This is a genomic window from Acinetobacter sp. YZS-X1-1, assembly GCF_000804305.1.
GTDB classification, from domain to species: Bacteria; Pseudomonadota; Gammaproteobacteria; order Pseudomonadales; family Moraxellaceae; genus Acinetobacter; species Acinetobacter variabilis.
Window position 1 is genome coordinate 88,739 of the sequence record NZ_JWHB01000005.1, and the last position, 16,564, is coordinate 105,302.

The 16,564-nt window shown below is 42.4% G+C and carries 16 protein-coding genes and 2 pseudogenes; 9 read left to right on the top strand and 9 right to left on the bottom strand.

The window, feature by feature from the left end:
* The first annotated feature begins 398 nt into the window (after positions 1–398).
* Positions 399–749, top strand: coding sequence for a Spx/MgsR family RNA polymerase-binding regulatory protein (locus tag RJ01_RS04990; protein ID WP_034170290.1), 351 nt, complete (start codon positions 399–401; stop codon positions 747–749).
* 85 nt (positions 750–834) lie between these two features.
* On the opposite strand, the gene RJ01_RS04995 is transcribed toward RJ01_RS04990, so the two are convergent.
* The gene (locus RJ01_RS04995) at positions 835–1,272 is read right to left on the bottom strand and encodes a DUF2147 domain-containing protein (protein ID WP_004781465.1); all 438 of its coding nucleotides are present in this window, start codon (positions 1,270–1,272) and stop codon (positions 835–837) included.
* A 155-nt stretch (positions 1,273–1,427) separates the two neighbouring features.
* On the opposite strand from RJ01_RS04995, the gene RJ01_RS05000 reads away from it, so the two are divergent.
* Complete coding sequence (locus RJ01_RS05000) at positions 1,428–2,339, top strand: alpha/beta hydrolase (protein ID WP_034170252.1); 912 nt, start codon at positions 1,428–1,430, stop codon at positions 2,337–2,339.
* 71 nt (positions 2,340–2,410) lie between these two features.
* Here the strand turns inward: RJ01_RS05000 and RJ01_RS05005 are convergent, their stop codons facing one another.
* Positions 2,411–2,980, bottom strand: a complete 570-nt coding sequence (locus RJ01_RS05005) for an FMN-dependent NADH-azoreductase (protein WP_004781461.1) — start codon at positions 2,978–2,980, stop codon at positions 2,411–2,413.
* Positions 2,981–3,247: 267 nt separating this feature from the next.
* Here RJ01_RS05005 and RJ01_RS05015 point away from each other — a divergent pair.
* Positions 3,248–4,437, top strand: a pseudogene (locus RJ01_RS05015) (GGDEF domain-containing protein).
* A gap of 55 nt (positions 4,438–4,492) precedes the next feature.
* Here RJ01_RS05015 and dsbD read toward each other — a convergent pair.
* The 4 genes from dsbD to RJ01_RS05035 all read right to left on the bottom strand — a co-directional run bounded on the left by dsbD (position 4,493) and on the right by RJ01_RS05035 (position 8,186).
* Positions 4,493–6,337 carry a protein-disulfide reductase DsbD gene (gene dsbD / locus RJ01_RS05020; RefSeq protein ID WP_004781456.1) on the bottom strand — a complete coding sequence of 615 codons (1,845 nt, stop codon included), beginning with the start codon at positions 6,335–6,337 and terminating at the stop codon, positions 4,493–4,495.
* A 17-nt stretch (positions 6,338–6,354) separates the two neighbouring features.
* On the bottom strand, positions 6,355–7,122 hold the full coding sequence (locus RJ01_RS05025; protein ID WP_034170253.1) for a transporter: 768 nt from the start codon (positions 7,120–7,122) through the stop codon (positions 6,355–6,357).
* A 24-nt stretch (positions 7,123–7,146) separates the two neighbouring features.
* A complete protein-coding gene (locus tag RJ01_RS05030; protein WP_004781453.1) occupies positions 7,147–7,689 on the bottom strand; it encodes an ankyrin repeat domain-containing protein in 543 nt (180 codons plus the stop codon).
* A gap of 128 nt (positions 7,690–7,817) precedes the next feature.
* Positions 7,818–8,186: an HPF/RaiA family ribosome-associated protein gene (locus RJ01_RS05035; protein WP_004781451.1), complete on the bottom strand. Its 369-nt coding sequence runs from the start codon at positions 8,184–8,186 to the stop codon at positions 7,818–7,820.
* Between the two features lie 241 nt (positions 8,187–8,427).
* Here RJ01_RS05035 and RJ01_RS16280 point away from each other — a divergent pair, with 241 nt between their 5' ends.
* From RJ01_RS16280 to RJ01_RS05060, 5 genes and pseudogenes are all read left to right on the top strand, one after another.
* Entirely contained in the window at positions 8,428–8,571 is a 144-nt protein-coding gene (locus tag RJ01_RS16280; protein ID WP_155757201.1) for a hypothetical protein, read from the top strand.
* Between the two features lie 62 nt (positions 8,572–8,633).
* Positions 8,634–9,454 (top strand): annotated as a pseudogene (locus tag RJ01_RS15740) (IS5 family transposase).
* Positions 9,455–9,647: 193 nt separating this feature from the next.
* Positions 9,648–10,382 carry an outer membrane protein OmpK gene (locus RJ01_RS05050; RefSeq protein ID WP_004781448.1) on the top strand — a complete coding sequence of 245 codons (735 nt, stop codon included), beginning with the start codon at positions 9,648–9,650 and terminating at the stop codon, positions 10,380–10,382.
* Positions 10,383–10,479: 97 nt separating this feature from the next.
* Entirely contained in the window at positions 10,480–10,983 is a 504-nt protein-coding gene (locus RJ01_RS05055; protein WP_004781446.1) for a GNAT family N-acetyltransferase, read from the top strand.
* A 119-nt stretch (positions 10,984–11,102) separates the two neighbouring features.
* Positions 11,103–11,831, top strand: coding sequence for a hypothetical protein (locus RJ01_RS05060; protein ID WP_034170254.1), 729 nt, complete (start codon positions 11,103–11,105; stop codon positions 11,829–11,831).
* Positions 11,832–11,893: 62 nt separating this feature from the next.
* On the opposite strand, the gene parE is transcribed toward RJ01_RS05060, so the two are convergent.
* The gene (gene parE, locus RJ01_RS05065; RefSeq protein WP_004781443.1) at positions 11,894–13,774 is read right to left on the bottom strand and encodes a DNA topoisomerase IV subunit B; all 1,881 of its coding nucleotides are present in this window, start codon (positions 13,772–13,774) and stop codon (positions 11,894–11,896) included.
* Position 13,775: 1 nt separating this feature from the next.
* Positions 13,776–14,369 carry a YqiA/YcfP family alpha/beta fold hydrolase gene (locus RJ01_RS05070; RefSeq protein ID WP_004781441.1) on the bottom strand — a complete coding sequence of 198 codons (594 nt, stop codon included), beginning with the start codon at positions 14,367–14,369 and terminating at the stop codon, positions 13,776–13,778.
* Positions 14,370–14,616: 247 nt separating this feature from the next.
* Here RJ01_RS05070 and RJ01_RS05075 point away from each other — a divergent pair, with 247 nt between their 5' ends.
* Positions 14,617–15,948 carry an alpha/beta hydrolase gene (locus tag RJ01_RS05075; RefSeq protein WP_004781438.1) on the top strand — a complete coding sequence of 444 codons (1,332 nt, stop codon included), beginning with the start codon at positions 14,617–14,619 and terminating at the stop codon, positions 15,946–15,948.
* Positions 15,949–16,036: 88 nt separating this feature from the next.
* Here the strand turns inward: RJ01_RS05075 and RJ01_RS05080 are convergent, their stop codons facing one another.
* Positions 16,037–16,564 carry a disulfide bond formation protein B gene (locus tag RJ01_RS05080; protein WP_034170255.1) on the bottom strand — a complete coding sequence of 176 codons (528 nt, stop codon included), beginning with the start codon at positions 16,562–16,564 and terminating at the stop codon, positions 16,037–16,039.

Genomic DNA, 16,564 nt, shown 5'->3' on the forward strand with positions numbered 1-16,564 from the left:
GGGTTTATCTCAATGTAATAACATAGCATTATAGCGCTACGGCACAAGGACATGTCAGGACGACAACATAAGGACAGGACGCCGTAGGACGAAAATAAAACAGACTATAGATTTAGCTTGTTTTGCATGGATGTGACATTGGACGTTGGATTGAGACCCGCATGATCAGGATGATTAAATGCGGGTTTTCTCTTTCTATCATTCCCAAATTTTTATTTTTCTTATTATTTAGATTGTTCTTTTTCTTGCTGCTCATATTAAAGCTGCTTGATGTCATTTTGATGACATGACTTTTCTGCTATTTAAAATTTTTTCCTTTTTTTCATTTGCTTTTGCATGGTCTGCTGCTGCCAATTTGGTTAAGCTAGTTCATGATTTAAATTTTTTAGATGGCAGCTATGTTAAAAATTTACGGAATTAAAAATTGTAGTTCGATGAAGAAAGCCTTTGATCTGCTGACTGAGCAAGGTCTGAGTTATGAATTTCATGATTATAAAAAACAGGGCATCGATGCTGAAACCATCAAAACCTGGCTGGATGCCTTGGGTCAGGATGTAGTCCTGAATAAGAAAGGCACCACCTGGCGTAAACTTACTACTGAAGAGCAGGAAAATGCGCTTGCCAATGAAAATAATCTGATTACCACTTTAACTACTCATACCAGCTTAATCAAACGTCCTGTATTACAGACCGCAACTGGTTTTATCGCCGGTCTTGACGAAGCCGCTTATCGGGAGTTAAAAAACTAATCGTTCGATAAATGGGAAGAATAAAAAAAGCCTGACAGAGGTCAGGCTTTTTTTATGGTAGTTTTTAGAGAACGGTTTTGATCCATTATTTGGCACGAATCCAGGTCTGGTTACGACCTAAAGCAGACACGCCGATATAACCACGTAGCTCAAGCTTCTTGCCACCATCTGTCAGGTTGCCTTTCAATTTGTAAGTTTTACCAGATTTTGGATCTAGGATCGAACCACTGTCATAGCTGGTTCCGCCTGTATTTTTCAGGCCTTTCACAATCGTCAAACCTTTCAGCGATTTATTGTGATACGGACCTTCACATTTTGTACAAGCATTTTCTTCACCCGGTGTTAATACCGATTGGATGCTTGCAGATAATGTCCCATTTTTTTGCTCAGTAAATTTTACTATAGCCTTGGGTTGTTTGGTTTCGTCGTCAATCGTTTTCCAAACGGTACCATTTAAAGGATCTGCAGCATTGGCCAGCGCAGATAAGCCGAGTAGTCCTAACATTAGCGTAATTTTTTTCATTTTTCTTCATTTCCCTAGTCTGAGATAGACCGATGTAGTATTAAAAAGTCACAACATTTTTGCAATTTTTACCTGTGACTATTTAGTGTAACCTTGTAAACATTGTTGGTAAATAATCAACATAATCAATAAAAGCAGAAAAAGATGGAAAGAAGATGAAGATGAGCCCCGTGACGAAACAATTAATTACAGAAAGTCTTTTAAAAGCGACCATCCGCGCGCCTAGTCGGTTCAATCTTCCTCCAAGCTCCTTACGGGTCGCACTGGAGCAGATGTGCAAGATTTTTCCGCAAGATAAGTCCGTACAAATCCGTTCGCTCCGGCTGGCAGGTGTACATGCCGAGGAAATCAAACCACAGCAGGAATCCAGCCAGCTGATTTTCCATATTCATGGTGGTGCTTTTTATCTCGGTTCCTTAAATACCCATCGTGCCTTTATGACCCAGATTGCCGCTCGCACCCAGATGCAGGTACTGCATATTGATTATCCTCTGGCTCCTGAATCTGCTTATCCTGAACCTTTGGAGGCCCTATTTGATGTCTATAATCTGTTATTAGATCAGGGCATTCAGGCTAAGGATATTATTCTGTCCGGAGATTCGTGTGGTGCTAATCTGGCGTTGGCATTGGCACTCAAATTACAGCAGGAAGGCTTGCCCCAAGTGAGTGGGCTAATTCTACTTTCCCCTTTCCTTGATCTGACCCTGACCAGTGAATCACTACGCTATAATCAGAAACATGATGCCCTGCTGTCGATTGAAACCCTGAAAACCGGGATTGAGTATTATGTACCGAGTGCAATGGATCATGGCGATCCAGAGATTTCCCCATTTTTTGCCGATCTCAGTGATTTGCCGCCGATACATGTACAGGTGGGATCTAAAGAGATTCTGCTGGATGATGCCACACGCTTCAAGGAAAAAGCGGAACAGGCGGGTGTCGAGGTTGAATTCAAGTTATATACCGGCATGTGGCATAATTTTCAGATGTTTAGTGCCTGGTTTGAAGAGGCTCGACAAGCGCTGGCGGATCTCTCAGAGTTTGCTCATCGTCTAGATCGAGACTAGAAATTTAGAAGAAGCCATAAAAAAGGTCAGCAATTACTGACCTTTTTTGTTCATTAATTTTCTATCGCTTTTTAGATCTGGCTTACCTGCGCCATCGCCGTTTCAATTGCCTGCTGTTTCGCAGCATCGCCCATATTGACGCCTTCAGCACGAATCACGTGCACATCAGTTACGCCAGTAAAGTTAAATACAGTTTTCAGGAAAGCTTCCTGGAAATCGACTGGGCTTTGTTCGCCATAAACACCACCACGGCTACTGGCAATATAGACTTTCTTTTCACCTGCCAGACCCACTGGGCCATTTTCTGTATATTTAAAAGTACGCCCTGCCACACTAATGCGGTCAATCCAGGCTTTTAAGGTAGAAGGTAGGCCGAAGTTATACATAGCGGCCCCAACTACCACGATATCCGCCTGTAAGTACTGCTGTAAAATCTGTTCACCTAAAGCCGCCTGCTCAAGATTCTGACCCATCAAAATTTCAGCAGTTAAATGTGGAATCGGCTGTGCAGCCAAATCCAGATATTCGAGCTCAACTGCTTCACCATGTTTCTGTTGAAGCTGTCCCACAATAGCTTGAGTCAATTGACGGGAAATAGAGGCATCACCTAAAATACTGGAATCGATCTGTAAAATTTTCATTGCTTAATTTGGTCCGTTCATTGTTCGGGAATAGACATAGCTTAATAAATTTTAAATAATGAAATAATGGGTTTAAATAAAACACTTCATTGCGTATTTAGAACAATAAATTCCCAACTTAATTTTTCTCCTTTTTTTTAATTTTTGATAAATATTACTGATTATCAATGAATTAATTTTATGTTGTATTTCTGTAAATAATTAAAGCAATATTTTTTTTCTATCTTTTAAAAACTTAGCAATAACAATAAAGGTCAGACCTGTTGTATGAAGCGAATGTCAGCAATATTACAAAAATTCCAGAATCATCGACTCAAGAAATATCTGATCGAAGATGAAGTAGTGATGAACTGGGGGATTTTGAAAAAGTGTATCCTGATGCTGGCACTTGGCTGTGGCATACATATAAGCTGGCTAAGTTGGGATCTGTTTGTCCTGTCACATCCACAATACTGGCAGCATGTCCATATTGACGTTGTTCGTTCCCAGGTTCACATGAATGGCCTGTTTTTACTGGCGCTGGTTCTTTTGATTTATCCCTGTTATAAATTTCAGGGCAATGCGCTAATAGAACGATATTTTCCCTATCTGGCAGTGGGTATCTTTGTGGTTTCCCTGTGTCGGGATGCGTATATCGTAGGCATGATTAGTCCGGAGCCACAATTGCCTATGTCTGCCTGATGACGGTAGGACTGGTCCTGTTTCACCGGAGACTGATCTATAGCATGCTGATTCCGGCCTCACTGTTTCTGGTGACTTGTGCCTATTTAAGCTTTAACCAACAACTGCCTTATTCACCACTCTTTAATATTCAGGACCAGTTTTTCCATAATAGCTTCTGGCTATTATCAATGCTGTATTTTATCCTGCCGATTCTTGCTGTCTGTATGATTTTATTTGAGATTTTACTCAGTCAATGGCGCTATCGTGAACAGCTGATTAACCATCTCAGCCAGATTGATCCCTTGACCAACTTGTTTAATCGCTGCAGCATTAATCAGTGTCTGGATCAGTTAAATAGTACTGCGACTTTTAACTATGCCCTGGTGCTGCTGGATCTGGATCATTTTAAAAAGATCAATGACTACTATGGACATCACAAGGGCGATGAAACACTGGTACAAGTCAGTGCGGTACTGAACCAGCAATTACGTGAAAGTGATGTGGTGGGCCGGTTCGGTGGTGAAGAATTTATTCTGGTCCTGAATAATTCCAGCCTGGAAAAAGCTCAGCAGGTTGCAGAGCGTTGCCGAAGCGCGATCCAGCAACTACAGATTTTTAGTGATGAAGGACAGTTAATTCCGGTGACTGCCAGCTTTGGTATTGCTATTTCAAAACCAGAATTACGCCCGCAGCAACTCCTGAGCCAGGCCGATCAGGCCCTTTATCAGGCCAAAGCCAATGGACGGAATCAGGTGAAATCTTATCTGGAACCTTTGAAAGTTCAACCAGCCTGATATTTTCGGCTTTATTCACTTTAAAGCATGTACCCGAAAAGCTTTAAAGTGAATGCTAGAGCTGCTCTAAACGCTGTAGCTGTGCCAACAATTCTGCTTCATTAAATGCGCCGGTCAAACGTAAGCTGCGAATCTCCTGCTGCTTAGTATCGAGAAATAAATAAGTCGGTGGTCCCAGAATTTCCCATCGGTTAAGTAAAGTCTGATGGGTAGTATCATACTGACTAAGATCAAGCTTGATCAGAAAATAAGGGGCTAAGGCCTGCTGAACAGCAGCTGCCTTTAATACTTTATGTTCAATCGGCTGACAGGCCACACACCAATCAGCATAGACATCAATAATGACCTTCTGCCCTTTCGGTACTGTAGCCAGTAACTGTTCAAATTCAGTAGCTGTTTTTGCTATATGCCAACTCGCCTGTTGTTGGGCAGTTTCAACAAAAAAGCGCTGACTATGTTGATACTGACTATATGTAATATAAGGCACGGCGATAGCCAAACAGATGATATAAAGCCAGCGCAGTCCGGTATTTTTCCAGAATAATCGTGCTAGAACATAGGCAACAAAGCTTAAGCCCAGCCCTAGCGACAGCCACTGCAATGCAGCTTCTGAAATCAACGGACGGATAAAATACAAGGCCAGAGCCAGCATGATGAAAGCAAAAAGCACTTTCACCTGATTCATCCAGTGCCCGGCTCGGGGTAGAATGCGTGCCCCCATAATACTGGCCAGCAGCAACGGGGTACCCATACCGAAACCTAAAGTAAATAGGAGCACTGCGCCTTGCCATTGGTTCTGGGTCTGGGAAATAAATAATAATGCACCGGCTAATGGTGCCGTCATACAAGGCCCGACCAGCAAGGCAGAAACAGATCCCATGACCGCAGCGCTGACCAGAGTTCCCCCTTGCTGCATCGCCTGAACCCGGTCCAGACGCTGTGTCAAACGCTGTGGCATTTTAATTTCAAACAGGCCAAACAGGTTGAGGGCAAATACCACAAATAGTGCACTAAATGCCATCAGGGTGGCAGGTTGCTGTAACCAGCGCTGAAAGTTGAGTCCGGCTGAAGACGCGATCAAGCCCAGTACCGCATAGACTGTGGCCATACTGCTTACAAAGCTTAGGGCAATCATCCAAGCCTTGATGCCTTTGCTATCACGAACAATCAGTGAAGTCAGAATTGGCAGCATCGGCAAAGAGCATGGCGTAAATGCCAGCAAAATGCCCAAGCCAAAAAACAATAGTAATCCATAAGCTAGCGAACTTTCAGCGAGACGTGCAGACCATTGCTGATCTTGTGCCGAGTCGCTGCTGGATCGTGTAGAAATGACTTCGACGATTTTGCTGTCTGTATTTCCTGATTCTAGATCATCAGCAGAATTTGCCATAATCCGGTTGTGTTGCGAGGAAGAGCTGCTTAGATCTAGTAACCTTTTATTACCCGAGCTAGTAGATTCAGATTGCACCAGACCGGATAAGTCAGTCTTGAATTCAATGGTTTGAGGAGGATAACAAAGCCTGTCTTTGGCACAGCCTTGCCAGCTGACCTGATAAGTTTGACCCGCCTGTGTCGGAATCTGAACTTTTAATTGCTGATAATAAACCTGGGTATGACCATAGTTTTCATCATATAGATCTTCAGCGGGTGGTAATTGCAAGGTCATCGGCTGACTTCCCTGCTTTAGCTCTACCTTATGCTGATAAAGATAATAGTTTTGCGGAATTTCCCAGCTAAGTTCAGCCTGTTGCTGAGTGACTGAACTGATACTCAGAGGGAAAGCCTGCTCAGGCGAAAGCAAAGGTGCTTCTGCCTGAGCAATATTGCTAAGCAACACTGTGCCCAATAAGACTGGAGAAAATACTTTTCTCCCGATCTTAAATCGTAGTACTTTGGTCATATCGAAATAAGAGCAGCTTAGAATAGGAACGATACGCCCAAGCCTGAGAAGTAACCTTTATTCTGACCTTCCAGATCCACCCCGACACTGGCATCAAGCTGTACCTGATCATTCAATACATACATAACGCCAGTGCCTAGCGCATATTCATTATCCTGACTTTCGGCTTTGCGATAAATCAGTTCTGAATAACCTGACCAGCGATCAGCAATCTGATAGCCTAAAGTCGGAATCGCAGTAATCGCCCAGTTGCTATCCTGCCATTCATAACGCATGGTCAGTGCAGTATTCACCAAATCATTATATTGATAAGCAACTGCTGAGCTCAGACTGTAAATATCTTCTTCATTGCTAAAATTAGCATTACCTGTGGCAATAATGGCTTCAGCCATCAGCGCCATACTGAGTTTTTCATCATCCAGATCAATGGCTTTTTTCAGGCCAATACTGACATCGCCTAGACCGTCATCCTCTTCAGTCTGGCCATTGAACTTGGTTTGTGACCAAGCCGGACCGGCCCAGCCTAAACGTAACTCCAGATCATCAGTCAAACCGGTACGCAACAAGACGTCGGCATTTAAAGTGGTTTTTTTCAGTTTGCTTCCATCCGCAGTCGCTTCGCTATAAGAGAAACTCGGTAAACCCTGTTCCCAAGCTAACTGACCCACTGGAACTGTACTGGTGCCCAGACCTTCACCTGGTCGGTCAAACTCTACCGCTGCACAAAGCTGTGCACTCACACCCATTAGTGCCATCAAACCCAATATTCTTAAAGTTGTCTTCATCTTGCTGGAGCTCTTTCTTAAAATTTAATGTAATTCCTTGGTCATTTTTGCGCCATGACTACGCAATAATTCTAGGGTCTGTTTTTCTTCTTCCAGTGCTTCTGCCCAGTTAATTTCATCAAAATCACAATCAAAGAATAAATCACTAATCGATGACAGGATGGTTAAACCTTCTTCATCCTTGCTGTTTGGATTGACTTTTTCTTCTAATAGGCGCTGCACTGCAGGTACACAGGCTGCACTGGCCGCATCCCAAAGCGGGCCATAAACCTCTTCAGCATCCCAGAGATGCAAATTGACTTTGGCCTGAATCAGCGCTTCCAGAATCTGTAAATGTACATCCAGACGTTGCTGTTTTTCTTCGGCAGTTAATGGACTACCCGCTTCATAAGCTTCGCACACTTCTTCCCACCATTTGAACAGACCATCCGACCAGATGGAAATGACTGGACCTTTTTCCAGATCAATAAAATTCGGGTTAAGTCCATCTGCCAAAAGCTGTTTGACCTGACCCAGATTAAGTTCTTCGAGTGCTTGCACAAAAAGCTGTTGTTGCGCAGTTAACATGATGGAGCTCACTTCAAATTCGTTTTTCACTATTATGCCGAATAAAGCAGGATTTGTTTTGTTCTCATTCGTTTATTTTATCTAAAATTGAAAAAAGCCCCGTAGGGCCTTTTTCATCTGCGAATTATTTATTGTTCTAGATCTGTACCTGTATCTTCTTCCGCAAGTTTTAGCGGAGTGCTACGTACGTTATCTTTTTTCTCAATCACATGTTCCAGACTGCGTTTTAAACGGTCAATAGCACCATGAATGGCAGTATCAATATTATGACCATGATGGTTCACGACAATTGGCTTCAAGCCGGCAGGACGTGCTTCGATCATGCAGCGAATATCGTCATCGCCTCCTTTGGCGGCATTTTCATCGCTAAGATGCACTGAGAAATGGGTAATACGCTCACTGTGGCGCTGGAATTCCTGATTTAATTCGGTACGAACGTAAGTAATTAGACGATCACTATTGCGAATGTTTTTATCGGTACGGAGTTCAATGTTCATAAAATACCATCCTCAAATCATTTTAACTTTTTAGTGCAGAATTTTTATCTTGGCACGTGTATAGCTTGCTGTTTTATATTGCATTTCACATCTTCAAATCGCTTTGGATAAAACCCTCCAGATTGAATGATGAACACATTTTTGAGTCTGCAGAACCGTGTTCCTATTACTTCGAATATCGGTCCTCTGTTGAAAATATGCAAGTGATATTTTGATTTTTTTAGCAAAAGGACAACCGATCGTGACAACTGCTTACCGGATCATGATTGACCTTCCAGATTTGGGACAATCGAAATACTATTCACATGACTTTCCCAAAATTAAAGCAGTCTTTGCCCTGTTCATAGAGGATCTATGTCTTTACTTTAACCAGCTTCAAAATTGAGTTTCTATTCTTAAAATTAATAGACCTCTTGCGAAAGTAAAAACCACCTCAATATAAATTTCATGAGATATCAGAAATTAAATCGTTTTTCAGATTCTGAATTCAAACGCTTGGCTGGCGTACCTCGATAAGTTTTTACTGAAATGGTCGATGTTTTAGAAAAAGCAGAATCACTTAAAAAGAAATCAGGTCGTCCTCATACTTTAGCTATAGAGGATCAGTTGTTATTAACGCTCAATTACTTACGCAACTACAGCACTCAACTAGAATTGGCGGCATACTACCATATCGCTGAAAGTAATGTGAGTCGAACCATTAAAAAGGTTGAAGATGCTTTGATGAAATCGAGATGTTTTACTGCCAAAACGAAGTATTACCACAGCAGACGAACACTTTAACTGGGTCATTATTGATGCGACAGAATGTTCAATAGAACGCCCGAAAAAAAACCAGAATAAGTTCTACAGTGGTAAAAAGAAGAAACATACACTAAAAACCCAAGTGATTTATCATCCGCAGAGCAAACAAATCATAGGGATCGATGTATCAAATGGCAGTCAGCATGATATTAAACTGGCAAGAAAAACGGTTAAGAAGTTTAAACATTGTGAATATGTTCTGACGGATTTAGGGTACTATGGATTAGAACAAGAGGGATTTAAGTTATTGATGCCAATCAAGAAAAAGAAGAAGTTACCTTTATTTGATGCTGAGAAAAAGTACAATAAAATGCTTGGAAAAAATACGAGTTGTGATCGAACACATCAATAGTCAATTGAAAACATTTAGAATATTAAGTGAACGCCATCAAAATAGACGGAAAAGATTCGGTTTACGCATTAACTTAATTGCTGCACTCGTAAACCGGATAAACTTGCAATAATGACTTTCGCAAGAGATCTAATTTAAATATAAAAACTTAACTTCATTTAAATATCCTATAAACCTTCTTCTCCCAATATCTCAAATTATCATCAGCTCAAGACGATGAAATATTTCTGTCAGCGATCAATTTTGACTTTATTTTTACTTATTAATCTGTATCCTTAAGCTGCTTTCTCGGGGGAGATATTTAAATGAAATTTACACAAATCGCGGCACTTTGTGCATTAGCTTCAACAGCAGCTTTCACTCAGGCAGCAGTTTGGCAAGATTTTAGTTTGTCAGCTTTATATGGTGAAAACTATAAAGCACCATTTGCAGCGGGTAATGAAAAAATTGATCAATCAACCATTACTGCTGAATATGCAGCTGGTTTAAAATATGGTGATATCTTCGCCTTTGCTGACCGTACCAATAATGACTTCGGTAATGAAACTTACTTCGAAGTTGCACCGCGTTTAAGTTTAGGTGCAGTCACTGGTCAAAAGCTTGAACTTGGCCCAATTAAAGACGTACTTATTGCCACTACTTGGGAGGGCAATAGCGGTGCGAGTGACTTTAATAACTACCTATACGGGATCGGTTTTGCACTTAATATTCCATATACTAGCTATGCAAATATTAACTTCTACAAAGCTGACAATGACCTGCAAAAAGATGATTATCAAATGACGATCACTTATGCAGTTCCATTTAAAATTGGTGGCGAAGAATTCCTGGCAGATGCTTTCCTGGACTGGTCAACCGCTGAAGGTCCTGATCACAAAAGCGAATTGAACTGGACTTCACAATACAAATGGAACGTTGGTAAGCATATCTCTCCTGAGACTAAACTTTACCTCGGTATTGAACATTCTATTTGGAATAACAAATTTGGTACTGACGTTGATCAACATGATGTCAGCGCATTGGTTAAATACCACTTCTAAGTTTTTAGAATGAATAAAGCAGGACTTCGGTTCTGCTTTTTTATTGCCTAAATTCAGGTTATGGTTAGATATTCTCTTTCTTTTTTGGCATCTGCTTATGAGCTTTATTATTCGTCCTGCTCAAATTCAAGATCTGGAACATCTACTCCCGATCTACAATGCTGAAATCTTATACGGAACCTCAACCTGGAATAGCACGCCAAAGACAATTCAGGATTTTCAGAACATGCTAAGTGAATTAAGTGCTCAGCAATTTCCTTTATTGGTGGCTGAACATTCAGCATCCAAGCAAATTGCAGGTTATGCGGATTATTCTACTTTTCGGCCCATCCAGGGCTTTAAACACACTGTTGAACATTCTGTCTTTCTTCATGCAGATTTTATTGGGCAAGGTCTGGGCAAAGCCCTGATGCTCAAGCTGATTGAACATGCCCAGCAAAATGCAATCCATGTTATGGTCGGTGCCATTGACCATGAAAATCAGGCATCGATTGCCTTACATGAGAAATTAGGCTTTAAACAAACCGGTTATATGCCGGAAGTTGGACAGAAATTTGGACAATGGCGCGATCTGGTATTAATGCAACTCAACCTGAACTAAACCAAAATATTTTATTTTTTATGTAAAACTTAATATAAACAGGTCAATAATCTGTTAGAAAAATTGCGGATAGATAAAATTTTCTATTAAAACCAGAATAATGTCAGTTGAGTAAAATTATGAATAAATGGCTTATCTTTATCAGTATTCTCCCTCTGAGTAGTTTTAGTTTCGCCAATTCAGACTTTGAAACTGAACTCCGATCCGAATGTGCCAAGGTGAAAAGCTATGCCAACTCGGGAAGAAAATTTTATGATCACAAACAGTATCAAAATGCGCTAGGACAATTTCAACAGCAAGCTTCCTGGTCTGCCTTTTGTGCAATGCATAGTGAAAATAGCGATGTATCTTTTTCCGAAAATGCCATTACCACTGCTTTTAATAATGTCGGCTTAAGCTATTTTAAATCAGGAAAGCCACAATGGGCACGGGCCTGGTTTTCAGTCTTTCCTCAGGCCAAAAGCAGTCAATTTAATTTAAAACAGCTTCCTCCCCCGCAAAAAACTCAAAACTTGGCTGGCATCTATATACAGCATGCTGGCTTTGGTCACTGGAATACCATTCAAGTCAAACGGATTAAAAATTCTTATCAGATTCATTTTAATGGGTTATATATGGGACTAAATAGCATGATTTATGGTCCAAATATAGGTGAATTTAAAACCACAATGCCTGTTAATAAAAATCAAACGGCCTATCGATCAGATGATTGCAAAATTAACCTCAATTTTGCTTTTGATCCTAAACAGGGGCAGCAGGTGATTTTAAAACAGGACAGTGGCAGTTCAGGTTGTGGCTTTGGACATAATGTCTATGCAGATGGGCATTATTTAAAAGTTGAGTCCTAAATGGAGTTGTTAAAAAAGCCCGCGATTGCGGGCTTTTTAATAGGTATTAGCAGCAAATCAGTTTACACAACGATATCTGCCAGATTACCTTTCTGTTCCAACCAGTCTTTACGGTCACTGGCGCGTTTTTTTGCTAGCAGTTTATCCAGTAAACCTGAAGTCAGGTGCACATCATCCAGATCCAGTTGCACCAGACGACGAGTATTTGGATCTAAAGTCGTTTCGCGAAGCTGGCTGGCATTCATTTCACCTAAACCTTTGAATCGGGTGATTTGCGGGTTCTTGCTTTTACATTTTTTCAGGATGCCTTCCAGTTCATCTTCATCCAGCGCATAGTGCACATCTTTAGCATCATCGATACGGAATAAGGGTGGCATCGCCACAAACAGATGCCCTTCTTCGACCAGAATCGGGAAGTGTTTTACGAACAGTGCACATAACAAAGTCGCAATATGCAAGCCATCCGAGTCGGCATCGGCAAGAATACAGATCTTGCCATAACGCAGTTCAGACAGGTCATCTGAACCTGGATCGACGCCAATCGCGATTGCAATGTTATGAACTTCCTGAGAGGCCAGCACTTCATCCGAAGAGACTTCCCAGGTATTTAAAATTTTTCCGCGAATCGGCATAATCGCCTGGAAATTCTTGTCCCGTGCCTGCTTGGCTGAACCACCCGCAGAGTCCCCTTCCACAATAAACAGTTCAGACTGATCCAGATCATGTCCGACGCAATCTGACAATTTCCCAGGTAAAGTTGGACCAGCGACAATTTTCTTACGCTCAACTTTCTTGGCCGCTTTTAGACGGCGACCTGCTTTGGAAATCGCCATTTCTGCCAGTTGCATAGCGATGTCTGAATTCTGGTTCAGCCACAGTGCAAACGCATCTTTGGCAATATTCTGTACAATGCCTGAAGCTTCACGGCTGGATAAACGTTCCTTGGTCTGACCAGAGAATTGTGGCTCCTGGAATTTCAGTGACAGGATGTAGTTCACCCCGTCCCAGACATCTTCTGCAGACAGTTTCATATTCCGTGGCAACAGGTTACGCAGTTCGCAGAACTCACGCATGGCATCGGTCACGCCAGAACGTAAGCCATTCACGTGAGTACCACCTTGTGCGGTTGGAATCAGGTTGACGTAGGATTCCTGAATACTTTCTCCACCTTCCACATTCCAGCAGATGGCAAATTCTGCACTGGCACGCTCAGCGTCACCTGTCGCCACAAAAGCAGGAGCCGGAATGATTTCACGGTCTTCCAGCTCATCCATCAAATAGTCGACCAGACCATTTTCAAACTGCCAGGTGATCTTTTCATCATTGATCTGGTCGATATAGTTAATTTGCAGACCAGCAGCCAATACCGCTTTAGCTTTTAAGTTATGTTTTAGGGCTTTAAGCGCGAATTTTGGAGAATCGAAATATTTGGTTTCCGGCCAGAAATGAACAGTTGTCCCTGTGGCACGTTTCGGTGCCTTACCTTCTAACACTTCTAACGGTGCAGTCGGTTCACCATTTTCAAAAGCCATTTTATACAGGTTGCCGTGACGCTGAACTTCAACTTCTACGCGGCTAGAAAGCGCGTTGACGACCGAGATCCCCACCCCGTGCAGACCGCCAGAAAATTGATAATTATCGGTACTGAACTTACCACCGGCATGCAGTTTGGTCAGGATAATTTCAATCCCGCTCTGACCATATTCTGGGTGAATATCGACAGGCATACCACGGCCATTATCTTCAACTGATAATGAACCATCCTTATACACCGTGACCGTGACTTTATTGGCATGTCCCGCGAGTGCCTCATCGACCGCATTATCAATCACTTCCTGCGCCAAGTGGTTTGGACGAGAGGTATCGGTATACATGCCCGGACGACGACGCACCGGATCTAGACCAGATAAAACTTCAAGAGATTGAGCCGTATATTGAGACACGTTATTCGGTTTCCTTTTTTATGCAGTCGGATAAAAACTGTAAGAGCAGCGGAATTTTCTCCGCAAAATCATCCATGCCATGGCTGCCATTGGCCTCGGTCATTAGCAGTGCAGGTGGACGAGCTGAACTATAATAGCGATGTGCTTCACGATAATCCAAAACTTCATCGCCTTGTTGTAACAGCACTAATATTTTGTCTGCATCTTGCGCAGTTGGTAGCGCCATGGCTTCGAGCTGGTCAAGATCTGCGTCATTCAGGCACCAGTTCGGATGAACCTGCAGGGGCAATTCATCATCAAACAGTTCACGAAACAGTTGCCATGGTCGCATTGCCGGATTGATCAGTACAGCCGGCACATGCGCTTGAGCGACCAGATATGTCGCATAGAATCCCCCAAGACTACTGCCGACCAATGCCACCTGATCCATCGACTGGATCAATTTAGAAATCTTCTGAATTGCAGCCATCGGCGGCATGTTCAAATCGGGTAAATGCACCTGAATATCCGGGTACTTGGCACAGTATTGTTCCAATAACTGGCCTTTAATCGAACTGCTACTACTCTTGAACCCATGCAGGTATATGATATTCATCGGCAATCAATAAAAAACAAACGAAATGTCAAAATTTAATTTAAAAGTGTGAAATACACTTCATTTTATAACCACTTAACTTAATTGCTTAAATTGTCTGACAAAAAAGCCTTTAATGTTATGCAATTCTCGCTATTTTAAGAGTATTCCGAATAAATTGAGAATCAAGAATACTGAAAAAAGAATTTATACCGCGAAGTGCTCAAAAAAGAAAGATGTCTACGGCTCATATAAAGGATAGGATCAAATGCCAAGTTTAACGCCATTGCATGAAACCTATTGTCAATGGGACCGAACTCCGCTTAGCCAGGCAGATGTCCTGGAAGGCCTGGCACAATTGGTCACCATGCGCTTTAGTGATGTAGTACAGGAGCTGATTAAATCGATTCAGCGTGAAATTTTAATGAGCGTATTCGGGCTGAGTGAAAAAAATTCCAAAACTTTCCAGAATATTCCTTATATCGTACGTCTGTATCAAATGTCTTATGACATGATCTTTCATTATGGCAATACCCTGATCGCGCCTGGACTGCGCCGCATTATTGAAAGATTTCCCAAATTACATAATAAACCCCTGACCCCGACCATGCATTTTATGGTCAGTGCCCTGAACGGGATTATTGGCGATTATCTGCTGAAATATCAGAATCCTCTCGCCTTGCCGATGCTTATTTACGATCATTATGGTTCTCTGCAACAAGGTGAGCTAACCGGACGCATTACCCTATTTGTGCATGGTCTGTGCATGAACCATCTGGACTGGTCAACTCGTAAATACCCGGGTATTGGGGAAAAATTGCTGGCTCAGCGCGACCATAACACCATGCTGTACCTGAACTATAATACCGGACGCCGCATTTCAGCCAATGGTCGCAGTCTGGCCAATATCTTGCAAGATCTGGTCAAACGTAATCCGGGAATTACCAGTATTGATCTGATCGGACACAGTATGGGCGGTCTGGTGTCACGCAGTGCCCTATTCTATGGTAAACAGAATGTCTATGACTGGATTCCGATGGTGGAAAATCTGGTCTGTCTAGGTTCACCGCATCATGGTGCGGTATTGGAACGTTTTGGTTTTAGCTTGCAGAAAAAAATTGGACATTTTCCTTTAGTGAAAATTGTGGGACATGTGGTGAATATTCGCAGTAACGGGATTCTGGACTTACGTCATGGCAGTGTCCGGGATGATGACTGGGAACATAATCCGGTACGGATTGGCTTTATGGACGATAACCGTAAACCTGCACCGATTCCTGCGCATATCGATGCCTATCTGGTGGCAGGTACGATCGAGTTTGAACACCATACCAACAAAACGCTTAATGTGATCGGCGATTATCTGGTCAGTGTCAAAAGTGCCTTGGGCGAACATTCCCATCCGCGTTTTGACCTGAAAGTACCTGATGCCCATAAGGCGATTTTCTATGGCCTAAATCATTTTGAAATTCAGTATCATCCACTGGTAGCTGAACAGATTGTGCGCTGGTTCTATCCAGGTGTGGAAGATGAAGCCTATACGCAAATTCATGAATATGTGACCGATCTGGACAGTATTGAAGGCATTGCCCTGACCTGATCGAAGGTAAAAAATTTGGTTCGCCTCTAAGAGAGTAATAAAAAAAGCCAGTCTGTAGACTGGCTTTTTTTGATTCAGATTTTGAAAATCAGTATTTATCTCTTAGACGTTTGACGGGCGCAGTCTGATATTTGCGGAATAATTGCCACAGGCTGATCAGCAATAAGATACTGAAGAACACCAATGACCAGACCGGTAAAGATTGCCCCAGGAACGTCCAGTCAATGGCAGCACATTCACCTGACCCATTCAGTACCTGCTGTAATACCGATTTCATCGGCAAAGTTTCCAGCCAGTAATCCAGACCTGGGCCACAGCTCGGCACTCGATCTGGGGGCAGATTCTGTAACCAGACATGCCGTGCAGCGACACCGACTGACCATAAGATACTGAGCGAGCCTAAGAAAGCATAACCACGCTTCATGGCATTGGATTTCGGATTATGCAGCAAAGCAATCAGGGAGATAATCCCCAGTCCGATTAATCCGATTCGTTGAAACACACACAATGGGCAAGGATTCAGCCCCTGTCCATGCTCAAGATACAAAGCAAATGCCATCCCGGCAATAGATGCCAAAAACAACACACCACTCACGAAGCGATAACCCCATTGCAT